We start from the raw sequence: 20759 nt of genomic DNA, 5'->3' as shown, positions 1-20759 counted from the left end.
TCAGCGCCGATGGTACTGCAGGGGGGACCCTGTGGGAGAGTAGGACACCGCCGGACACCAATTCACGATGGCCACCCAGAAATGGGTGGCCATCGCTGTTTAACCAGAGGTTCCGCAGACGGAACCGGAAGACCCAGCACCTCGACCCCCGTGGCATCAGCCATGGTGCGGGTTAGGGTGGTGGCGGGCGGCTCACGGGCCGCCGATCCCCGTCCTCACGGACGGGTCAACTCCACAGAGCTCCACCACGACAGGCGAGGAACGCATGGACGACGCAGCATCCGACCGCAACGACCGCGGACAGGACCGGCGCGACGAGCGCCCGCCCCGCGCTGCCGGCGGCGACCGCTCCTCCTCCCCGCGAGGCGGAGCTCGAGACGGCGAGCGGCCCGCTCGCGGTGGAGACTCCCGTCCGTACCGCGCGAACGACTCCGGAGCGCGCTCGGACGCTCCGCGCCGTGACGGAGCCGGCCGTCCGGACCGTGGCGGAGACTCCCGGCCGCGGCGGGACGGCGACTCTCGTCCGTACTCCGGCGGCGACTCCCGTCCGCGCCGCGACGGTGACGCCCGCCCTCCTCGGGCCGGCGACTCCCGTCCTTCCCGTGACGGTGATTCCCGTCCGCGTCGTGAGGGCGACTTCCGTCCCTCTCGTGACGCCGACTCCCGCCCTCGCCGTGACGGCGATGCGCGTCCTTCCCGTGAGGGTGATTCCCGTCCGCGTCGTGAGGGCGACTTCCGTCCTTCTCGTGGTGGCGACTCCCGTCCGCGTCGTGAGGGCGACGTCCGTCCTTCTCGTGATGGTGACTCCCGCCCCCGCCGCGATGGTGAGTCCCGTCCCTCGCGTGACGGTGACTCTCGTCCCCGGTACGGCGATTCCCGTCCTTCTCATGACGGTGATTCCCGTCCGCGTCGTGAGGGCGATTCCCGTCCTTCTCGTGATGGTGACTCTCGTCCGCGTCGTGAGGGCGACTTCCGTCCCTCGCGTGATGGCGACTCTCGTCCCCGCTACGGCGAGGCACGTCCCTCTCGTGACGGTGATTCCCGTCCGCGTCGTGAGGGCGACTTCCGTCCCTCGCGTGACGGTGACTCCCGTCCTCGTCGTGAGGGCGACTTCCGTCCTTCTCGTGGTGGCGACTCCCGTCCGCGTCGTGAGGGCGACGTCCGTCCGTCTCGTGATGGCGATTCCCGCCCTCGCCGTGAGGGTGACTCCCGTCCCTCGCGTGACGGAGACTCTCGTCCGCGTCGGGACGGTGACTCGCGTGGCGGGCGCTTCGACGACCGTCGGGGCGGTGGCGATCGCGCGGGGGGCCGTGGCGGGTTCGGCGGCGGGTACGCCGGCCGCGGCGCTCCGCGCGAGGAGCCGGAGCTCACCGAGGAGGAGCGCGAGCGTCGCTCCCTCCAGTCGGTGCGCCCTCGGCACGACGATCCCGATCTGCCGGACGACGTCCAGGCGAAGGATCTCGACAAGGTCGCCCGCAACGAGCTGCGCACGCTGTCGAAGGACAATGCGGAGTGGGTCGCGCGCCACCTGGTGATGGCCGGCCGCCTCCTCGAGGAGGACCCCGACCTCGCGCACCGGCACGTGCTGTCGGCCGCGCGCCGGGCCGGCCGGATCGCGGTCGTCCGCGAGTCGCTGGCCATCTCGGCCTACGCGACCGGTGACTTCGCGCTCGCGCTGCGCGAGCTGCGCACCTACCGCCGGATCTCCGGCTCGGACGAGCAGGTCCCCCTGATGGTCGACAGCGAGCGCGGAGTGGGGCGGCCCGACAAGGCGCTCGAGCTCGGCCGCTCCGTGGACCGCAGTACGCTGAGCCCCGGTGCCCAGGTCTCGCTCGCGATCGCGATGTCCGGCGCGCGCCTCGACCTCGGTCAGGGCGAGCTGGCGCTGATGGAGCTCGAGATCCCGCAGCTCGACCCCGACCGCGCCTTCTCCTACAGTCCCGACCTCTTCGCCGCGTACGCGCTCGTCCTCGAGGAGGTCGGCCGCGCCGAGGAGGCCGCCGAGTGGCAGCGCCGCGCGGACATCGCCGCGCGCGCCGTCTTCGCGGCCGAGGGCGGCGGCGACGACGAGACGATCGAGGTCGTCGAGGAGGAGGGCGAGTACGTGCCCGCCACCCGCGCCGAGCTCTCGGGCCTGGTCGCCGCCGACGCGGCCCCCGAGACCGACGCAGCCCCCGAGGCCGACGCGCCCCCCGAGGCCGACGCCGCGAGCGACCTGGACGACTCGCTCGGCATCGACGACGAGGACGAGGACGAGGACGACAGCCTCGACCCCGACTCGGCCGAGCTCGCCGAGCAGGACGCTCCCGAGATCGACCAGCCCCTCGAGATCGACGAGCCCGCCGACGCCGGCGCACCGGTGGAGGGCGACGAGACCGCCGACTCCGACGAGCCCGCAGAGACCACGGCCGTGGACGCCATCGAGCACCAGGCCGCGCTCGACGACGCCGATCTGTCCGATGCGGACTTCGAGGAGGCCCTCGCCGATTCGACGCCCGAGGCGCTGTCGGTGGAGGACGCCGCCGAGGAGACCGGCGACGAGGAGCCCGCGGACGAGACCACCGCGGCGTCCACCGACGCGGAGTCCGAAGACGACACCGACACCATCACCACCACCGACACCGAGGAGGACGGCGCCGATGTTCCGAAGCCCGAAGCCTGAGCCCAGCCCCCTGGACGGGCGCGACTGCGTCCTCGCCGACCTCGACGGGGTCGTCTACAAGGGCGCCGACGCGATCCCGTACGCCGTCGAGAGCCTGAACCGCGCGGCGGAGACGGTCCGCGTCGGCTACATCACCAACAACGCCTCGCGCACCGACGTCTCGGTGGCCGGCCACCTCTCCGACCTCGGCCTCGCCGTGCGCCCGGAGGACGTGGTCACCTCGCCGCAGGCGGCCGTCGTGCTGCTCGCCGATCTGATCCCGGCCGGCTCGACCGTCCTGGTCGTCGGCGGGGAGGGCCTCACCACCGAGGTCGAGCGGGCCGGCTTCATCGTCACCCGCAGCGCGGAGGACTCACCGGCCGCCGTCATCCAGGGCTTCGCGCAGTCGGTCGGCTGGGCGGAGCTCGCCGAGGCGTCGTTCGCGCTGCACACGGGCATCCCGTGGGTCGCGACCAACACCGACTGGACGATCCCCGTCGCCCGCGGCATCGCCCCGGGCAACGGCACGCTCGTCTCCGCCGTGCACACCGCGGTCGGGCGCCTGCCCGTCGTCGCAGGCAAGCCGGAGCGCGCGATCTTCGACGCGGCGACCGCGCGGTTCGGCTCGACGAATCCGCTGTTCATCGGCGACCGGCTCGACACCGACATCGCCGGGGCGAACACCTCCGGCATGGAGAGCGTGCTCGTCCTGACCGGCATCGACCGGGCGAAGCAGCTGCTCGCGGCCGAGCCGAAGCTGCGGCCGACCTACATCCTGGCCGACCTGCGCGAGCTGGACGCACCGTACCCGGCGACCGTCGTCGCCCGGAACGGCACGCACTCGGTGGGCTTGGCGAAGGTCCGGCTCGACGGCGACTCCGTCGTGATCGTCGACGCCGGCTCCGACGAGACCGACCTGCTGCGCGCGGCGTGCTCGGTGATCTGGAGCTCGGGTCGCGCGATCTACGGACTCGACGTGCCGGAGTCGCTCTACAGCTGACCCCGCGCCCGCACCGGGCCTAGGCCCGATCCCGTGCGGCGGGCTCCTCCCGGCCCTCGAGCCGGAGGAGCCCGCTGAGCCGGATCGCCAGGGCCACCGCCGCGACGGCGATCAGCGCGCCGTAGGCGAAGGTGGCCGTGAAGACGGCGGCGCCGCTCCCGAGCAGACCGGTGACCGCGGCGGCCAGCAGCCCGGTGAGCGCGAGGGAGACCGAGCCGCCGGTCGAGTCGGCGATCTGCAGCGCCGAGCTGTTGAAGCCCTCGCGCCCCGGCGCCGAGAGGCCGAGCGTCAGCGTGCCCATCCGCGGGAACATCGCGCCCATCCCGCCGCCCGCGAGGAACCAGCCGACTCCGGCGACGATCGGCGAGAGCGCGAGCACGACCGTCAGCAGCACGACGAGGATGCCGGCGAGCAGCAGACCCGTGCCGAGGCGCATCGCGCCGCCGTGCGAGAGGCGGGTGCCCGGTCGGCCCTGCAGCTGCGAGCCCAGCGCCCAGGAGACGGCGCCGGCGGTGAGCGCGACCCCGGACAGCCACGGCGGGAGTCCGTACCGCTCGCTGAGCAGCAGCGGGAGGTAGACCTCGGTGCCGAAGAAGGCGGCCGCGACGAGGGCCCGCAGCAGCATCGTCGACGGCAGGACACCGCGCGCCCGCAGCGTGCCGACCGGCAGGAGGGCGCGGACCGCGAGGATCACCACCGCGATCGCGACGGCGGCGACCACTCCCGCCGCCTCCGGTGCGATCTCGGCGCTCGTGCTCAGCACGACGACGGCGGCGGCCACGACGACCGCACGGACGACGCGGCCGATCGCGCTCCGGTCGAAGGGCCGCAGCTCCTGCGGCTCGAGCGCGCGGAGCGTCGGCGCGATGACCGCGCTCGCCACGGCCACCAGTGCCACGACGCCGAGGAACACCCAGTGCCAGCTGGTCAGCTCGGCGACGAGGCCCGCCGCGAGCGGCCCGACCAGCGAGGGCACCACCCACGCCGCGGCGAAGGCGCCGAAGATCCGGGGATGCAGGTCGGCGGGGAAGACCCGGGCGACGAGCACGTAGAGCGTGACGGTGATCCCTCCGCTGCCGAGGCCCTGCAGCAGCCGCGCGCCGACGAAGACCGGCATCGACGTCGCCGTCCCGGCCGCGATCAGGCCGAGGGTGAAGAGCAGGATCGCCGCGATCAGCGCAGGGGTCGGTCCCCGGCGGTCCGCCGAGGAGCCCGCTGTGACCATGCCGACGACGGCCGCAGCGAGCGTGGCCGCGAAGGCGAGCGAGTAGAGCGCCCGGCCGTCGAGGTCGGCGCTGATGATCGGCATGATCGTCGTCACCGCGAGCGACTCGAACGCGCAGAGGAAGACGAGCGCGGTCGTGCCGGCGGTGGTCAGGAGGAACGGGGCCGAGGTGATGCCGCGGCGGGCGACGGAAGGCACTCTCGCCACACTACGCGGCGTCCGGCACCGCGGCCGGACTCAGCGGTAGACGGCCCAGTCGTCCTTCGTCAGCAGGGTGGGCGTGCCCTCGATCTCGACGAGCCAGCCGCTGTCGTCGCGCTCGAGGTAGCGCCCCTGGATGATCTCCGGAGCCCAGCCCCCGTCGCGCGAGGACACCCAGCGGACGAAGCGGACGGTGCCGCCGCGGCGGAAGAGCGTGCCGTTGTGGTCGCTCACGCGAGGATCCTCCTGGCCCGGGGATCGGGAGCGCTCTCGGGCTCCGCAACGACGTGCAGTCCGATCCGGCCGTGCGAGGCCGCGGTCAGCGCGCGCAGCCAGTGCGGATTGAGCTCGTGCTGCCCCTCGGCGTCGTACTCGTAGCGCGTGGCGATGGAGGGGTGCAGCCAGAGCTCGGACAGTCGCCCGTCGTCGTCCGCGGTGGTGAGCAGGAAGCCCTCGCCGCGGCGGAACCGCGCGGTGATCACGCTCTGCAGGTGCGCGAGGGTGCGGTCCTCGAACCGGTGCGCACTCGGCGGTGCCCCGTACAGCAGGCGTCCCATCGTCGACTCTCCTCCGCCGTTTCCGGTCCACCGAAGGGGGCGCACCACAGAACAGCGTACTTTATTGACTAAATCGGTTAGCTAAATGCCTGGCGAGCAGTGCGTTTCCGGGACAGCGCGTGCTGCGTTTCCCGGAGGGCGCCCGCGGGCTGCCGAGAAGTGGTTGCATGGTCGGAGCGAGTTCCCGATCGGGGCGCCTGCCGTCAGGAGGGCGACCCATGGACGATCGACCGGATCTGTTCGCACTGCTGGCCCGGCTGCGGACCGAGGAGCGGAGCTACGACGCGCGCGTCGAGCGCCGGCTCGGCATCGGCGCGACCGACCTGGCCGCCCTGCGTCTGATCGGCGCCGGTGCCGGGCGCGACGAGATCGTCCGCGCGGTCGATCTGGCCGGGGCGATCGGTCTGACGACGGCGGCCGTCTCGATCCTCGTCGACCGGCTCTCCCGGGCCGGCTACGTGGACCGCGTGCTCGATCCCTCCGACGGCCGCGGCCGGATCCTCTGCCTGACCGGCCGGGCCGAGACGGCGCTCGGCGAGACCGACGAGCGGGTCTACGGCGAGGTCCGCACCCTCACCGACTCGGTCGCCGACGCCGAGTCGGTGCGCTTCGCCGCGATCCTCGAGGGTCTCTCCGGGATCTTCGAGCGCGGACCGCAGCCCGCAGTCTGAGCCCGCGGCCCTGCATCCCGCTGCCCTCATCCCGCGGGGCCGCGCGCTCAGCGGGTGAGGCGCTCGATCAGCTCGCGGTAGCGACCGGCGGTCCGGACGACGATCTCGTGCGGGAGCCGGGGCGGCTCGCCCTGGCCGTCCCAGTTGTCGGCGAGCCAGTCCCGGACGATCTGCTTGTCGAAGGACTGCCCGCGCACGCCTGCGTCGTACTCGACCGCGTCCCAGTAGCGCGAGGAGTCGCTCGTCAGCACCTCGTCGCCGAGCGTCACCACGCCGGTGGCGCGGTCGACGCCGAACTCGAACTTGGTGTCCGCGAGGATGACGCCGCTGCGCAGCACGATCGCGGCCGCCTCGCGGTAGACGTGCAGCGAGAGGGTGCGCAGCGCCTCCGCCGCGTCCTCGCCGACGAGCTCGACGGTGCGCTCGAACGAGATGTTCTCGTCGTGCTCGCCCTGCGGCGCCTTCCAGGCGGGGGTGTAGATCGGCTCGGGCAGGACGTCGCCGTCGCCGAGCCCCTCGGGGAGGGCGACGCCGGAGACGGCGCCGGTCGCGCGGTACTCCTTGAACCCGCTGCCCGAGAGGTAGCCGCGGACGACGCACTCGATCGGGAACATGTCGAGCGTCTTCACCAGCATGGCGCGGCCGCGCACCGGCTCCGGGATCTCGCCCGCGACCAGGTGATTGGGCACGTCGGCCAGCTGGCCGAACCACCACAGCGACAGCTCGGTGAGCAGCTCGCCCTTGCCGGGGATGCCGGGCTCGAGGATCGTGTCGAAGGCGCTGACCCGGTCGCTCGCGACGACGAGCATCCGGTCGGCGCCGAGCACCGGGTCGGAGTCGTCGGGGGTGTAGAGGTCGCGCACCTTGCCCGAGTAGGCGTGCTGCCAGCCGGGCAGCGGGGCGGTGGTGTCGAAGGCCGGGGAGTCGTCGCGGGTCACCCGGCCATTCTCCCGGAAGGCGGGCGGGCGGGCATCCCCTCCGACCGGGCCGACGCGGCCGAACCTGAATGCGGGCTGGGCATCGGCTCTGCCGCGCGTCTCGCGCGCTGTCAAGCACGCGCGGTGCCGAGGTGCACGCGCCTAGCGTCGAAGGCATGACTTCCGAGAACACGACTGACCAGTACACGTTCCAAGACCCCACGAAGATGTTCGCCGACATCGACACCGAGGAGCAGTACCAGGAGGGCTCCGGCCTGGACTCGAAGATGGACGACCTCGCCGACCGCGGCGAGTCGACCTACCGCGGCTCCGGCCGCCTCGAGGGCCGCAAGGCGCTCATCACCGGTGGCGACTCGGGCATCGGCGCGGCCGTCGCCATCGCCTACGCCCGCGAGGGCGCCGACGTCGCGATCGTCTACCTGCCCGAGGAGGAGTCCGACGCGAAGAAGGTCGTCGCCCTCATCGAGGAGGCCGGCCGCACCGCCGTCGCCATCCCCGGCGACATCACCGACCACGACTTCGCCGTCGGCGCCGTCGCGAAGGCCGTCGAGGGCCTCGGCGGCCTCGACATCCTCGTCAACAACGCGGGCAAGCAGCAGTCGGTCGAGGACTTCCTCGACATCTCCGACGAGCAGTTCGACGAGACCTTCAAGACCAACGTCTACGCGATGTTCTGGATGACGAAGGCGGCCGTGCCGCACCTCGCCCCGGGCTCCGCGATCATCAGCACCTCGTCGATCCAGGCCTACCAGCCGTCGCCGACGCTGGTCGACTACGCCTCCACCAAGGCCACGATCAACACGTTCTCGAAGGCGCTCTCGCAGCAGCTCGCGCCCAAGGGCATCCGCGTGAACGTCGTCGCGCCCGGCCCGATCTGGACCCCGCTGCAGACCGCCGGCGGCCAGCCGCCGGAGAAGCTGCCCGAGGTCGGCTCGCAGACGCCGCTCGGCCGCTGGGGCCAGCCCTCCGAGCTCGCTCCGGCCTACGTGTTCCTCGCCTCGCCCGAGTCGAGCTACGTCGTCGGCGAGACGCTGCACGTGAACGGCGGCATGCCCACGCCGTAACACTCGGCGGCGTCCGCGGGCCCAGCCTGCGTCCGGAGACCTCGGTCCCGGGCGCAGGCTGGGTCTTCGCATTTAGTTGTCGTAACAATCGGTGCGGAGAAGGCGAACTGCGCAAGGCTTTCCCCATGACCGATTCCCTGCCGATCCTCGACCTCTCCCGCCTCGACCAGGGAGAGGAGGAAGCCGCCGCGTTCCGCCGCGATCTCCGCGAGACCACGCACGACGTGGGCTTCTTCTACCTCGTCGGCCACGGCGTGCCGCAGGACCTCCTCGACGACGTGGTCGCCGTCTCCCGCCGCTTCTTCGAGCTCTCCGAGGAGGAGAAGCTGGCGATCGAGAACACGGCCAGCCCGCAGTTCCGCGGCTACACCCGCTTCGGTGCCGAGCTGACCAACGGCGACGTCGACTACCGCGAGCAGGTCGACATCGGCATCGACCGCGAGACCGTGCCGGCCGGCGCCGACGTCCCGGACTACCAGCGCCTCGAGGGGCCGAACCTCTGGCCGGAGTCGCTGCCCGAGTTCCGCGCCGTCTTCGAGCGCTGGCACGAGGAGCTCGCCGCGGTGGCCATCCGCCTGCTGCGCACCTGGGCCGTGGCCCTCGACGCTCCGGCCGACGTCTTCGACGAGGCGTTCGCCGAGAAGCCGTTCTCGCTGGTCAAGGTCGTCCGCTACCCCGGCACTTCCGACCCCGAGCCCAAGCAGGGCGTCGGCGCGCACCGCGACGGCGGCGTGCTGACCCTGCTGCTGGTCGAGCCCGGCAAGGGCGGCCTGCAGGTCGAGCACGACGGCTCCTGGATCGAGGCGCCGGCGCTGCCCGGGGCGTTCGTCGTCAACATCGGTGAGATGCTCGAGCTGGCCACCGGCGGCTACCTCAAGGCGACGCTGCACCGGGTGATCTCGCCGCTGATCGGCACCGACCGGATCTCGATCCCGTTCTTCTTCAACCCCTCGCTCGACTCGACCATGCCGTCGCTGCCGCTGCCGGAGGAGCTCAAGTCCGGCCTCTCGGTCGACCCGACCAACAGCCCGATCCTCGAGACCTACGGCGAGAACGCGCTGCGCTACCGCCTCCGCGCGCACCCGAACGTGGCGGCCGTGCACCACGCCGACCTGCTGACCCCGACGAGCTGACCCCCTCCGCGAGATGCCACTTGTGCACGCTTCTCACGGCGTGTCGCGTGCACAAGTGGCATCTCGCGGCGGGGGAGGGGGCCCGGGCTACTCGATGAGGTTCGCGGTGGGGAGCGAGTGGGTGCCGAGGTGCAGGGTGCGCGTCCCGAGCGTCCAGCTGATGCGGGGGCGGAACACGGCCAGGCCGGTGAAGGACACCGACTTCATCTTCTTCAGCGCGGTGCTCGCCTTCGTCCGCAGGGAGGAGACCTGCTCGGCGGAGTGCGCGGCGGCGGCCGGGGGCGGACCCACCTCCCACATCTCCACTGCGGACTGCGGCGGTACGTCGGCCGGGAGGTCGGTGGCGCGTCCCGCCGCTCGCGTGGCCTTGTACTCCACGGAGAGGGGCACGGCGACGGAGGCGTTGGAGGTCAGGAAGCTGGTGAGCCGCCCGTCCGCCGCCTCCGCCGCGGTCTCGATCCCCTCGAGGAGATCGGAGCCGACGTGGCAGCCCGTGATCGGGTCCTGCTCCGCGACGATCGCGAAGACGAAGCCGCCGGCGCAGCCGAGCAGCGCACTCGAGACGTCGAGGGCGAGCCAGGCGTCCAGCGCCGACTTCTCCCGGGTGGCGATCTCCACGATGTAGCTGCCCTCGACGGTCGCCTTCCCGGCGACGTCGAGCCGGTGCGGGGCCGGCATCCGCTTGCCGGCGAACGTGTCGAGCATCTTCGTGCCGTCGACCTTGCCGTCACCGGCCAGGCTGAACTCCTTGAAGTAGATCGTGTGGCCGGGCAGGAAGCGCCACGCGTCGGGCTCTCCGGCCTTCGGCTGGAAGTAGAGCCGGACGCCGTGCTTCCGGACGAGCGCCGGAGACAGATTGACCCCCGCCTTCGCAAACGCCGTGTCCTTCACCTTCGGCGCCCCCAGGACCGAGTAGTTGATCGAGTCGCGGAAGGAGAACGCGATCGACATCGTGGGGACGTTGCAGTCCTCCTTGAGAGCGAGCTGCCGGACCTCGCACGGCCCGTTCGGAGAGGTGACCCACGGATTGCCGCTCCTCGTCATCGAAGGAGCGCCGACGGACATCTCCAGGTCGAACTCGTCGCTCACCCCGGGGTACTCGGAGGAGAGCTCGATCCCGGCCCGCAGGAGGAAGCTGAAGCGGCCCTTCCCGGAGATGTGCGAGTTGAGGAGGCTGTAAGAGCTCCAGCCCTCCAGATGCGCGGTCGAGCCGCCGGTGAACAGGACCGTCGCGGAGCTGTCCTGGTCGTGGGCCGGGAGGCTCGCGATCGCGGCGCTGAATCCGGGGTCGGACGGCGCAGTGCTCAGCATGACGGCGTCGCGGAAGCGGGCGCCGACATCGCCCTGTCCCTTGCAGCGCTTCACCTCGACGTCGAAGATGGCGCAACGCCACCAGTTGAGCGAGTGACCGAGCTCCTCGAGGTAGAACTTGGCGAAGTCCGGGTTCGCGGAGCCGTCGGTGATTCTCACGAGGTCCTCGTTGAGCAGGATCGCGCTCTGATCGTCGTCGTAGACGAAGGCGGCGGGCCGGTCGCCCAGGGTGTCGGAGGCGACCCAGAGCGGACTGATCTGCTCGAGGTACGCGGAATCCGTCAGGACCTTCAGCAGCTCCGCCGTGATCGACCGGCTCTCCGCGCTCGCCCACGCGGGGTTCTGCCGCGCGACCTCCTCGTAGTCCGGGCCGAACGCATGGGTGAACACCGTCTCCACCCCGCGCTCGAAGGCGACCTGCGCGGCGGCCTGGCGCAGATCGGCACTGGTGGCGCCGACCACGGGGAAGGTCTTCGTGCCGTCGAGCCCCAGCTCGTCGCGGAGCGGCCCGTTCGCGAGGAGCCACTTGTGAGTCGCCTCCGGGATCATCCGCGAAGCCCGGGCGAGGAGCTGCCCGAAGTCCTGGTAGTGCGACTCGGGCGGAGTGTCGGACCCGGGCGCGTCACTCCAGAGGCCGCTCTCGCGGACCCCCTCCACCGCCTCGTCGCCGAGGTCCTTCGAGAAGTCGGTGACGAGGCTCTCGAGCGTGGTCCCGAAGTCGTCCTTCCCTCCGATCTCGTGCAGCGCGTCCGAGAGGAACCGCTGCTCGCCGGTCTTGAGCGCGGTCTCGGCGGAGAGCTCCAGCCCGCCCTCGATGGCCTCGCCCGCCGGTCCGAGTGCTCCGAGGAACACGCGGCGGAGGTTGGTCCCGCTCGGGTTCTGCTCGTACTCCTCGATGTGCCGGATCAGCGGCCCGATCAGCGGGATCTGCTCCGCCTCCCCGATCGCGCTGTGCTCGTGGAGCCACTGCCGCTGCAGTTCGCGGAACGTCTCCTCGTCACGGTCGGCGGCGCGCCGGTACTCCTCCTCCGACGCTTTCAACTCGGACAGCTCCTTGCTCTCGACCCGGAGCAGGGCCGCGTAGCCGGTGGGGTCCTCGCCCGCCCAGGTGCGGTGAAGCTCGTGCCAGTCCTCCGCCATCCGGGCCCGGAGTGCCGCCTGCGCCTCGGCGACCCGGGCGCCGTACTCGTTCCGGACGGCGTTCCGCTCCGCCTCGAGCGTCTCCACATCGTGACCGGCGGCTGTGCAGAAGACCATGCTCAAGCCGAGACTGAGGGCCAGCCAGAACGGTTGGCACGCGCTTCTCCGCTCGGCGATCGCGCGGTGGATCCGCGGCTCGAAGGCGGCGATCCTCTCGCGGAGCGCCGCCTCCGCTCCGAGCTTCGCGTCGTTCAGCCCCAGGGAGAAGAGCCGATCCATCCGCGCGTGCTGACGGTCGTACGCTCGCTGCGCGATCCAGTGGCCGGAGTCGTCGAGAGCGGCTTGGAGCCGACCACAGGCCTGCAGCAGGGGGGAGCCCGCCGCCGCGGAGCTGCACCGAGCGGCGGACACCCGCCAGCGATCGGCACCCGACGCCGGATCGACGCCGGGCTCGCTCGTGAGGCACTCCGTTCCCGTCCCCGTGATGCAGACCAGACCCCCGTCGAGGTCGCGGGCGTACCAGATCGGCACTCCGAGTGAGCTGCCGTCCCTCCAGGTCATCTCGGCGGCACTCGCCGCCCGGCAGAGGCTCGCGAACACGGTCGCGATCGAGTCCGGGACGGCGTCCACCTGCGAGCAGCGCTCGAGTGCGGTCCGGCCCCTGGCGACGTCGGTGACCGCGGCGAGCGGCGTCGCCGTCCGCAGGTCGTACGCCGACCCCTCGGCACCCGGCTGCGGCGTCGCCGCCACCGGGAATGCGATGTCCCGGTCGTCGACGATCGTGTACACGGCGGCGGGACGTCCGACCTTCGGGTCCGCGGGCAGGACGCGCAGCTCCTCCATCCTGACCCCGACGAGCGGATCGTCGAGGGGGGAGGGGCCGGGCGTCGCGGCGTGCGCGGGAAGGGCGGTGCAGACGGCGAGAAGAGCCGCGAGGACGGCGGTCGGTCGGGTGAGGCGTCGAGGCATGGCTGCTCCTGGGTGGGAGGGGCGGGATGCTCCGGGCGGACCGGGCCCGGTGAGGGCCGGCGGCAGCGTCTCGCGCGATCGATCGGGTTGCCACACCGTAGTGGGATCGGATTCCGCTTCTGTGTCGTTGCGCGTCCTGCGGCAGCGGAGGCGCGACATGCCTCGTCCTCCTCGGGCCGACGCTGCCGAACGGCGAGGGGGGGATCGTGACGCGCGCTTGATGCAGGGGTGACGGAGCGCTGACGGGGTGGAGCGGAGTGTGGAGTGCCGGCGTCGCCGGACCGCCGCTCCTCTCGTCGTCAAGGGAATCCCATGTCGTCTCCTCGTGCTCGTTCGTCCCGCCGTCTCGGCGCTGTGCTCGCGCCGCCGGCTGCGCTGCTCCTGGTGCTCGCCGGCTGCAGCGCCGCTCCCGCGCCGGCCGCGTCCACGGCGACCGCCGCTGCCGCGGTCGCCGCGCCCACCGACGCCGAGGTGCGGGGGCTGTTCGACGAGTGGAACGCGGCGCTCGCCACCGGCGACCCCGCGCAGGTGGACGCGCTGTACGCGGACGACGCGGTGCTGCTGCCGACCGTCGCACCCGGGGTCCTCGACACCTCGGCCGAGCGCATCGGCTACTTCGACGCCTTCCTGAAGAAGCGGCCGACGGGGACGATCGACGAGAGCGTCGTCCGTGACCTCGGCGACGGCTACGCCTCGAACACCGGCCTTTATACCTTCGCGCTCGCTGAGACCGGGGAGCTCGTGCACGCCCGGTTCACCTTCGTCTACGAGGAGATCGACGGCGAGTGGAAGATCATCGAGCACCACTCGTCGAAGGAGCCCGTCACGCCGTGACAGCGGAGCGGCTCGCCCGCCCGGCGTGGCACAGTGAGTCGTGCTCATCTTGCTAGTGGAGGACGATCCCGTGATCGCCGACTGCGTGACCGCGGTGCTCGAGCAGTACGGCTACGCCGTCGTCCGGGCGCGGACGGGCAGGGAGGCGCTCGACTCCGGTCCTCCGGACCTCGTGCTCCTCGACCTCGGACTGCCGGACATGGACGGGCTCGACGTCTGCCGGACGCTGCGCCGCAGGGCCGACGTCCCGATCATCGTGATCACCGCGCGGAGCGACGAGGCCGACACCGTCGCCGCGCTCGAGGTGGGCGCGGACGACTGCGTGATCAAGCCGTTCGGCGTCCGAGGGCTGATCGCGCGGATCCGGGCGGTGAGCCGGAGGGTCGGCGCGGCCGGGGCGCGGTCGGCGGCTACCGTCCCGCCGCCGCCCCTGTCGCTCGGCCGGGTCGTCGTCGATCCCGCGTCCCGTCGCGTGCACCTCGACGGTGCCGAGCTCCCTCTGACACCCAAGGAGTTCGACCTGCTGCTGGCCCTGGCCCGGCGCCCGGGGGCGGTGCTCACGCGCGAGGCCCTGATCGACGAGGTCTGGGACTGCAACTGGTTCGGCTCCACCCGCACCCTCGACGTCCACGTCTTCGCGCTCCGCCGCAAGCTCGGCGCGGCGGTGACGATCACCACCCTCCGCGGCGTCGGCTTCCGCCTCGACCTGCCCTGACGGCCTCCGCGAGATGCCACTTGTGCTCGCCTTTCACGGCGTGTCGTGTGCACAAGTGGCATCTCGCGGAGGGGAGGGGGGCCTCGGGGTCAGGAGGTCAGCAGGTGGCCGCCGGGTAGGGGAGGGTGGCGGCGAAGGCGGGCTGGCCCGGGGAGGTGCCGGTGACGGTGACGGAGCCGGCGGGGGTCGACTTCAGGCGCGTGGTGAAGGCGGCCGAGGCGGAGGAGCCCGGGGCGACCGACGGGAACGCCTTCGTGCCGTAGGCGGAGTCGACGGTGATGTCGGCCGCTGCGGTGTCGGTGTTCTTGACGGTCACGGTGAGCACGACCTTGCCGGCGATGCAGCGGGTCGAGACGGCGGGCGCGAGCTCGAGGGTGTCGAGCGGCAGCGCGGCCGAGGCCGAGGTGTGCACCCGCGCGTCGGCGTAGCCGTTGTAGGAGGCGGTGACGCCGCTCACTCCGGCCGGGACGACGGCGCTCGCCGAGCCGCCCGAGAGCGCGACGGTCGAGCTCCAGGTGCCGCCGGTGAAGGTGACGGTGCCGGCGACGTCGCCCTTGTCGGCCGCCGCGACCTTCGCCGTGACCGTGCGGCCGTCGGCGGTGAGGGTCGTGGTGGAGTCGACGGCGGTGACGCCGGTCCAGTTCTTCATCGCGGTGAGGACCGTCTGCGGGACGCTGACGAACGCGCCGTGCCGCGGGCTGGCCGGGAGGCCGCCCTTGGTCGAGACGTTCCAGTCGGCCGACTTCGACAGGCGGGCCGACTGCGAGCTGCCGGCGATGGCGGCTCCCGAGGTCACGAAGGCCTTGTAGCCGCCCTGGCCGTAGTTGTCGACGAGGAAGGCGTAGCCGTCGCCGTTCGCGGTGGTGTCGTTGGGGTCGCCCGCGTTCAGCTTGATGATCTCGGGGCCCTCACCGTCCTGACCGGTCTCGAGCTTGGTCATGTTGGTGTCGGTCAGCTGCCAGGTCTTCGTCGGGTCGGCGTTCCAGTTCGAGGAGGTCGTCGGCGCGGTGAGCACCGTCGACTTCTCCAGGAAGATGTCCTTCCCGGCCTCGAGGGTGCCGGCGGCGCCGCCCTCCTCGTTCTTGGTGAAGCGGTAGTAGGAGTCGCCGATCTTGGTGATCGTCGAGTCGATCCGCGCGTAGCCGGTGTCCTGCCAGGTGGCGGGCGGCTGGGTGAAGGTGCGGAAGTCGCGGGTGATCACCGAGAAGACGCGGGAGTAGAGCTTGTCGCTGTTGGTCTTCGTCGCGTCGGAGTAGAGGCGCGAGGAGAAGAAGACCACGTAGGACTGCAGCGCGTCGTCCCAGTACGCCTCCGGCGCCCAGGTCATGCCGGCGGCCGGCTGGTTGACGGTGATGCCGGTGTCGGCGCCGTTGGTGCGGGTCCACGTCACCAGGTCGGTCGACTCCCAGACCTCGATCTTGAGGCTGCCCTTGGACTGCGCGTCGCCCCAGCCGGTGCCGCAGGAGATGCAGAGGTCGGTGGCGACCATGTAGTACTTGTCGCCGTTGTGCGAGCGGAGGATGAACGGGTCGCGCAGGCCCCTGGTGTCGGTCGTCGAGGTGATGACCGCCTTGCCGCCGTTGACCGGCGAGAAGGTGAAGAAGTCGTTGCCGGACGTCGCCGCCTGGTAGATCTTCTCGTCGCCGTCGGACTTGAAGTACGCCGAGGCGTAGCCCGCGTCGGGAGCGGTGCGGCCGAGCTCGGCCACCGTCAGCGAGAAGGAGCGGGTCTCGGTGACGCCGTTGAGGGTCGCGGTCGCGGTCAGCGTGACGGGCTCGTCGCCCGAGCCGTAGGCCGGACGGGTGACGACGCCGCCGCCGCGGAACGGGTCGGCCGCGCCGACCGCCGGGGCGGTGTACGAGGCGCTGGTCGGGGTGACGAGCGCCGGGTCGGACGAGGTCCAGGTGATGGCGGTGCCGTTCTTGGCTCCTGTGACCGCGAGCGGCAGGTTCTCGGTGGTGCGGGTGGCGAGCACCAGCGCGTCGAGGTCGTCGTTGATGCTCGGGGCGAGCACGACGACGTCGAAGGTCAGCACGGCGCCCTGGCCGGTGGTCGCGGTGAGGGTGACCGGGGTGTCCTGCGCGATCGAGCGCGAGACGACTCCGGTGCCGGAGACGACCGCGGGGTTCGAGGAGGTCCAGGTGAGCGGGACGCCGCTGCTGGTCGCGGGGAGCGTCAGGTTCGTCGAGACGGCGGTCAGCGAGGGGTTGCCGGCCAGGAGCACGGGCAGGATGTCGGGGCGGAGCAGCGCCGAGGTCGCGGCGGCCTTCGCGGCGGCGGTCGGCATGCTCGACGCGACCTGGTCGGCGGTGAGTGCCGTGTCCCAGAACTTGACGTCGGTGACGTCCGCGGTGAGCAGCGGGTCGCCGGAGTAGAGCGAGCGGCCGAGGTAGCCGAGTGTGCTCCCGGAGGGGACGATGCTCGCCATCGACTTCGCGGCGGTGACCGTCGAGATCTGCACGCCGTCGCGGTAGAGGGTGAGCGTGGTGCTCGCTCCGGTGCCGGTGCCGACGAGGGTGAGGGTGGTGAAGCCGGGGTTGAGGGTGCCGCCGAAGGGCATCCGGGTCTCGCCGTTGCCGCTGTCCTTCACGCGGATGCCGGCGAGGACCTGGCCGCTCGGGGAGCCGTCGGGGTTCCGCGGATTCACGAAGACGTGGTTGCCGAGCTGGGTGGTGTTCCAGGGGCCGACGCCGTCGCCGATCACCCAGCCGAACTGGTTGGCGGTGGTCTGCGTCTTCACCGTGTACTCGACGGCGAAGGCGTTGTCGGTGCCGGTGACCAGTCCCTTCGGGAGGCTCGCGTAGCCGTCCGACTTGAAGCGGGCGACCTGGTCGCCGCCGGCGTCCGCGAAGGAGGCGTCGGTGAGGCCGGTCAGCGTCGCGTTGCGGCCGTTGCCCGAGATGTCGAGCAGGGCAGACCCGGCGTGCGACATGTCGTAGTGCGCGGTGGGTGCGGGCACGTCGACGGCCTGGGCCGAGACGGGGACGAGGGCGCCTCCGAGGGCGACGCTCGTGCACGCGAGTGCGGAGAGGAAGAGGGACCGGGCACGGCGCCGGGGCGCGGTGGCAGGGGGCTCCGGGGAGCGTCGTCTCATCGTCGAGACCTTTCCTGGGTGAGGGGGATCAGGCCGCCGAAGAGGGGCCGGCGGGTGGTGTTCACGTTAACATGCGCGCCGGTCCGGGGCTAGGGCGGATCGGCGCCGGCGTGCGGTCGCGTCGCTCCTCCGGCGCCACCCTGTGCGGCGGCGGCCGGGTGGCGTACGGTGAGCGGACCGCATCCTGGTCCCCGATGTCGGACCTCGTCCATCCGTCGAGAGCACCAGGGGAGCATGAGATGAAGACTCTGTCGTACGCCGGGGGCGCGATCGTCCTCGAGGACGAGGCCGCGGACGCCGTTCTGCGCTACTCGGTGGCGCTGGCCGACCGCGGCCGGATGGCCACCGTCACTCTCGCGGACGCGGCGTCCTCCGACGCCTCGGCGGTGGTGGTCCTGACCATCGGCGTCGGGGTCCCGCTCCTGCTGCGGGGCGAGCGGACCGGGTCCGGCACCGACTCCGCGCTCGACCTGCGCGACCGGCTCGACGCGCTCGAGCGCTCCCGGGAGCCGATCGGGGTCTGGGACACCGACCCCCGGCAGCTCTGGGGCGAGCTGGACTACGACTTCCTCTGAGGCGCCGGCTGGACGTCCGATCGCCCGGATCGCCCCCGCCCGTGGGCGGTGCGGCGCCTTCCGGCGCACCCGTTCAGGGGAGCGCTAGAGTCGGCTACAACGTTGTATGTTCAGCAGGTCCCGACTGAAGGAGATCGATGGCGATCACTCTGCACGACGTGGCGCGGGCCTCCGGAGTCTCCATCAAGACCGTCTCCAACGTCATCAACGACTACCCGCACGTGCGGCCGGCGACCCGCGAGCGGGTCGAGGCCGCGATCGCCGAGCTGGGGTACATCCCGAACCTCTCGGCCCGGAGTCTCCGGCGGGGGCGGACGAACGTCATCGGACTGGCGCTCCCCGAGCTGAGCCTGGCGTACTTCGCCGAGCTCGCCGACAGCGTCATGCGCGCGGCCGACGACCGCGGTCTGACCGTGCTGATCGAGCAGACCGGAGGCGACCCGCAGCGCGAGCGGGACGTCCTGCGCAGCTCGCGGCGCCAGCTCACGGACGGACTGCTCTTCAGCCCTCTGGGGATGGCGATGGCCGATGAGCCGGCGCTCGCGGTCGACTACCCGCTGGTCCTGCTGGGCGAGCGGATCTTCACCTCGCGCTTCGACCACGTGACCATGCAGAACGTCGCCGCCGCCCGCGCCGCGACGACCCACCTGATCGAGTCCGGCCGGCGGCGGATCGTCGCCCTCGGGGCGCACGAGAACGAGGACGTCGGCTCGGCCGCGCTGCGGATGCGGGGGTACCGCGAGGCCCTGGAGGCGGCGGGCATCGCCTACGACGAGCGCCTCGTCAGCTACTCCGGACCGTGGCACCGCGCCAACGGCAACGCGGCGATGTGCAGGGTCCTGGAGTCCGGGGTCGACTTCGACGCCGTCTTCGCCCTGAACGACTCCCTCGGGCTCGGCGCCATCCGCGCGCTGCAGGTGCAGGGGCTGAGCATCCCCGGGGACGTCGCGGTCATCGGCTTCGACGACGTCGACGAATCGCGGTACTCGGTCCCGAGCCTGTCGAGCATCGATCCGGGTCGCGACGAGATCGCGCGGACCGCCGTCGAGGTGCTGAAGGGGCGGATCGAGGGTTCGCTCCTCGCGCCGCCGACGTTGCACGAGGCCGGTTTCTCGGTGACGTCGCGGGAGTCGACCGCGCCGTAGCGCGTTGATCACGGTTGCGTCGCGGACGGCGACCGCGCTCTTGACACTCGCCGACGAACTCCGCATCATCATTTCTACAACGTTGTTTTCCATCGTTGTACAAGCGACCTGCTCCAGGACGATCCCCCCTTCCCGGCCGACGACGGCCGTATCCGAAAGGACACGCAATGATGCGTCACACGAAGAGAATGCTCGCGGCGGGGGTGGCCGTCGCCGCCTCCGCGGCCGCCCTGACCGGCTGCTCCGCAGGGAGCGACGCCGCCACCTGCGAGAACACGATCGTGAACGAGGACGCCAAGGTCGTCACGATGTGGGCCTGGTACCCGGAGTTCGAGGGGATCGTCGACCTCTTCAACAACAGCCACGACGACGTCCAGATCTGCTGGAGCAACGCCGGCGCCGGCAACGACGAGTACACCAAGCTCACCACCGCCGTGCAGGCCGGCTCGGGCGCACCCGACGTCGTCATGCTCGAGAGCGAGGTCGTGCAGAGCTACATCCCGCAGGACGCGCTCGTCGACCTCACCGAGTACGGCGCGGGCGACGTGCAGAGCAACTACTCCGAGGGCGCCTGGGCCGACGTCTCCAGCGGCGACGCCACCTACGCGATCCCCGTCGACGGCGGACCCGTCGGCATGCTCTACCGCCAGGACATCCTCGACCAGTACGGCATCCCCGTCCCGACGACCTGGGAGGAGTACGCCGCAGCGGCGCAGGCCCTCAAGGACGCCGGCTCCACCACCCTCATGACGGACTTCCCCGGCAACGGCCGCGCCTACCAGCAGGCGCTCTTCGCGCAGGCCGGCTCGGTGCCCTACACCGTCGACGGCACGGACGTCACGGTGGACCTCGACGACGAGGCCAGCGCGAAGGTCATGGACTACTGGAGCGACCTGGTGCAGAAGGGCCTGGTCGGCACCGAGGACGCCTCGACCACCGACTACAACACCCACCTGGTCGACGGCACCTACGCCTCCGTCGTCGCCGCCGCCTGGCTGCCCGGCTACCTGAAGGGCTTCGAGGGCGCCGACACCGACGCCGTGTGGCGCGCCGCCCCGGTCCCGCAGTGGGAGGGCGCCGAGCCGACCCAGATCAACATCGGCGGATCCGCTTTCGCGGTGACCAGCCAGGCCGAGGACAAGGAAGCGGCCGCGACGGTGGCGAAGGAGATCTTCGGCACCGAGGAGGCCTGGAAGATCGGCATCGAGAAGGGCGCTCTGTTCCCGCTGTGGAAGCCGATCCTCGAGTCGGACTACTTCGCGAACCTCGAGTACGACTTCTTCGGCGGTCAGCAGATCAACAAGGACGTCTTCCTCTCCGCCGCCACGGAGTACCAGGGCTTCCAGGTCTCGCCGTTCCAGAACTTCGCCTACGACAAGCTCACCGAGGCGGTGAACGCCGTGAACAGCGGTGACTCGAGCGTCGCGGACGCCCTCTCGACCTATCAGACCGCGGTCAGCGAGTACGCCGCGGGCCAGGGCTACACGGTCGGTTGACGATCGGCGGCCGCCGTCCGCGAGGGCGGCGGCCGCCCCGTCCCTCCTCG

Annotated in this window: 17 protein-coding genes; 10 read left to right on the top strand and 7 right to left on the bottom strand. The window is 71.6% G+C overall.

Annotated features, from left to right (window positions below; genetic code table 11):
• Positions 1 to 226: 226 nt before the first annotated feature.
• Positions 227 to 1420 carry a hypothetical protein gene (locus tag EDF45_RS21090; protein WP_148060346.1) on the bottom strand — a complete coding sequence of 398 codons (1194 nt, stop codon included), beginning with the start codon at positions 1418 to 1420 and terminating at the stop codon, positions 227 to 229.
• Between EDF45_RS21090 and EDF45_RS21850 the strand changes: the two genes are divergently transcribed.
• The gene (locus EDF45_RS21850) at positions 1406 to 2662 is read left to right on the top strand and encodes a hypothetical protein (RefSeq protein WP_185020292.1); all 1257 of its coding nucleotides are present in this window, start codon (positions 1406 to 1408) and stop codon (positions 2660 to 2662) included. The two genes, EDF45_RS21090 and EDF45_RS21850, sit on opposite strands and share 15 nt — an antisense overlap.
• On the top strand, positions 2640 to 3641 hold the full coding sequence (locus EDF45_RS19910; RefSeq protein ID WP_123737615.1) for an HAD-IIA family hydrolase: 1002 nt from the start codon (positions 2640 to 2642) through the stop codon (positions 3639 to 3641). The genes EDF45_RS21850 and EDF45_RS19910 overlap by 23 nt, the downstream gene beginning before the upstream one ends.
• 19 nt (positions 3642 to 3660) lie before the next feature.
• Here EDF45_RS19910 and EDF45_RS19905 read toward each other — a convergent pair whose 3' ends face one another.
• From EDF45_RS19905 to EDF45_RS19895, 3 genes are read right to left on the bottom strand one after another with little or no spacing between them, the layout of a single operon-like run.
• Positions 3661 to 5064 carry an MFS transporter gene (locus EDF45_RS19905; protein WP_260312334.1) on the bottom strand — a complete coding sequence of 468 codons (1404 nt, stop codon included), beginning with the start codon at positions 5062 to 5064 and terminating at the stop codon, positions 3661 to 3663.
• A gap of 39 nt (positions 5065 to 5103) precedes the next feature.
• Positions 5104 to 5301: a hypothetical protein gene (locus tag EDF45_RS19900; protein WP_123444572.1), complete on the bottom strand. Its 198-nt coding sequence runs from the start codon at positions 5299 to 5301 to the stop codon at positions 5104 to 5106.
• On the bottom strand, positions 5298 to 5624 hold the full coding sequence (locus EDF45_RS19895) for an ATP-dependent DNA ligase (protein WP_123737616.1): 327 nt from the start codon (positions 5622 to 5624) through the stop codon (positions 5298 to 5300). Before EDF45_RS19895 ends, EDF45_RS19900 begins: the two co-directional genes overlap by 4 nt.
• A gap of 218 nt (positions 5625 to 5842) precedes the next feature.
• On the opposite strand from EDF45_RS19895, the gene EDF45_RS19890 reads away from it, so the two are divergent.
• Positions 5843 to 6295: a MarR family winged helix-turn-helix transcriptional regulator gene (locus EDF45_RS19890; protein ID WP_185020291.1), complete on the top strand. Its 453-nt coding sequence runs from the start codon at positions 5843 to 5845 to the stop codon at positions 6293 to 6295.
• Between the two features lie 47 nt (positions 6296 to 6342).
• On the opposite strand, the gene EDF45_RS19885 is transcribed toward EDF45_RS19890, so the two are convergent.
• Positions 6343 to 7233: a phosphoribosylaminoimidazolesuccinocarboxamide synthase gene (locus tag EDF45_RS19885; RefSeq protein ID WP_123737618.1), complete on the bottom strand. Its 891-nt coding sequence runs from the start codon at positions 7231 to 7233 to the stop codon at positions 6343 to 6345.
• Positions 7234 to 7388: 155 nt separating this feature from the next.
• Between EDF45_RS19885 and EDF45_RS19880 the strand changes: the two genes are divergently transcribed.
• Both EDF45_RS19880 and EDF45_RS19875 read left to right on the top strand, forming a co-directional pair.
• Positions 7389 to 8297, top strand: a complete 909-nt coding sequence (locus EDF45_RS19880) for a glucose 1-dehydrogenase (protein WP_123737619.1) — start codon at positions 7389 to 7391, stop codon at positions 8295 to 8297.
• Positions 8298 to 8422: 125 nt separating this feature from the next.
• A complete protein-coding gene (locus EDF45_RS19875) occupies positions 8423 to 9430 on the top strand; it encodes an isopenicillin N synthase family oxygenase (RefSeq protein WP_123706620.1) in 1008 nt (335 codons plus the stop codon).
• Between the two features lie 87 nt (positions 9431 to 9517).
• Here the strand turns inward: EDF45_RS19875 and EDF45_RS19870 are convergent, their stop codons facing one another.
• A complete protein-coding gene (locus tag EDF45_RS19870; protein ID WP_123737620.1) occupies positions 9518 to 12850 on the bottom strand; it encodes a hypothetical protein in 3333 nt (1110 codons plus the stop codon).
• A 312-nt stretch (positions 12851 to 13162) separates the two neighbouring features.
• Between EDF45_RS19870 and EDF45_RS19865 the strand changes: the two genes are divergently transcribed.
• Together EDF45_RS19865 and EDF45_RS19860 are read left to right on the top strand one after the other, a co-directional pair.
• Positions 13163 to 13684 carry an SgcJ/EcaC family oxidoreductase gene (locus EDF45_RS19865; RefSeq protein ID WP_123737621.1) on the top strand — a complete coding sequence of 174 codons (522 nt, stop codon included), beginning with the start codon at positions 13163 to 13165 and terminating at the stop codon, positions 13682 to 13684.
• A gap of 40 nt (positions 13685 to 13724) precedes the next feature.
• Entirely contained in the window at positions 13725 to 14399 is a 675-nt protein-coding gene (locus EDF45_RS19860; RefSeq protein WP_123737622.1) for a response regulator transcription factor, read from the top strand.
• A 97-nt stretch (positions 14400 to 14496) separates the two neighbouring features.
• On the opposite strand, the gene EDF45_RS19855 is transcribed toward EDF45_RS19860, so the two are convergent.
• Entirely contained in the window at positions 14497 to 17493 is a 2997-nt protein-coding gene (locus EDF45_RS19855; RefSeq protein ID WP_123737623.1) for an immunoglobulin-like domain-containing protein, read from the bottom strand.
• Positions 17494 to 17732: 239 nt separating this feature from the next.
• On the opposite strand from EDF45_RS19855, the gene EDF45_RS19850 reads away from it, so the two are divergent.
• From EDF45_RS19850 to EDF45_RS19840, 3 genes are all read left to right on the top strand, one after another.
• Complete coding sequence (locus tag EDF45_RS19850) at positions 17733 to 18068, top strand: hypothetical protein (RefSeq protein WP_123444562.1); 336 nt, start codon at positions 17733 to 17735, stop codon at positions 18066 to 18068.
• A gap of 137 nt (positions 18069 to 18205) precedes the next feature.
• A complete protein-coding gene (locus EDF45_RS19845; protein ID WP_123737624.1) occupies positions 18206 to 19213 on the top strand; it encodes a LacI family DNA-binding transcriptional regulator in 1008 nt (335 codons plus the stop codon).
• 167 nt (positions 19214 to 19380) lie between these two features.
• Positions 19381 to 20709 (top strand): ABC transporter substrate-binding protein, encoded by a 1329-nt coding sequence (locus EDF45_RS19840; protein ID WP_123706629.1) that lies wholly within the window; start codon positions 19381 to 19383, stop codon positions 20707 to 20709.
• The last annotated feature ends 50 nt before the right edge of the window (positions 20710 to 20759 follow it).

Source organism: Rathayibacter sp. PhB186 (assembly GCF_003751825.1).
Lineage (GTDB): Bacteria > Actinomycetota > Actinomycetes > Actinomycetales > Microbacteriaceae > Rathayibacter > Rathayibacter festucae.
This window is presented reverse-complemented; position numbering and strand designations above follow the sequence as displayed.

What these genes read in the sequence shown, in the direction of transcription:
- EDF45_RS19910 (WP_123737615.1), top strand. Translation starts at nt 2,640, where the DNA reads ATGTTCCGAAGCCCGAAGCCTGAGCCCAGCCCCCTGGACGGGCGCGAC.
- EDF45_RS19895 (WP_123737616.1), bottom strand. Translation starts at nt 5,624, where the DNA reads ATGGGACGCCTGCTGTACGGGGCACCGCCGAGTGCGCACCGGTTCGAG.
- EDF45_RS19890 (WP_185020291.1), top strand. Translation starts at nt 5,843, where the DNA reads ATGGACGATCGACCGGATCTGTTCGCACTGCTGGCCCGGCTGCGGACC.
- EDF45_RS19880 (WP_123737619.1), top strand. Translation starts at nt 7,389, where the DNA reads ATGACTTCCGAGAACACGACTGACCAGTACACGTTCCAAGACCCCACG.
- EDF45_RS19875 (WP_123706620.1), top strand. Translation starts at nt 8,423, where the DNA reads ATGACCGATTCCCTGCCGATCCTCGACCTCTCCCGCCTCGACCAGGGA.
- EDF45_RS19870 (WP_123737620.1), bottom strand. Translation starts at nt 12,850, where the DNA reads ATGCCTCGACGCCTCACCCGACCGACCGCCGTCCTCGCGGCTCTTCTC.
- EDF45_RS19865 (WP_123737621.1), top strand. Translation starts at nt 13,163, where the DNA reads ATGTCGTCTCCTCGTGCTCGTTCGTCCCGCCGTCTCGGCGCTGTGCTC.
- EDF45_RS19855 (WP_123737623.1), bottom strand. Translation starts at nt 17,493, where the DNA reads ATGAGACGACGCTCCCCGGAGCCCCCTGCCACCGCGCCCCGGCGCCGT.
- EDF45_RS19850 (WP_123444562.1), top strand. Translation starts at nt 17,733, where the DNA reads ATGAAGACTCTGTCGTACGCCGGGGGCGCGATCGTCCTCGAGGACGAG.
- EDF45_RS19845 (WP_123737624.1), top strand. Translation starts at nt 18,206, where the DNA reads ATGGCGATCACTCTGCACGACGTGGCGCGGGCCTCCGGAGTCTCCATC.
- EDF45_RS19840 (WP_123706629.1), top strand. Translation starts at nt 19,381, where the DNA reads ATGATGCGTCACACGAAGAGAATGCTCGCGGCGGGGGTGGCCGTCGCC.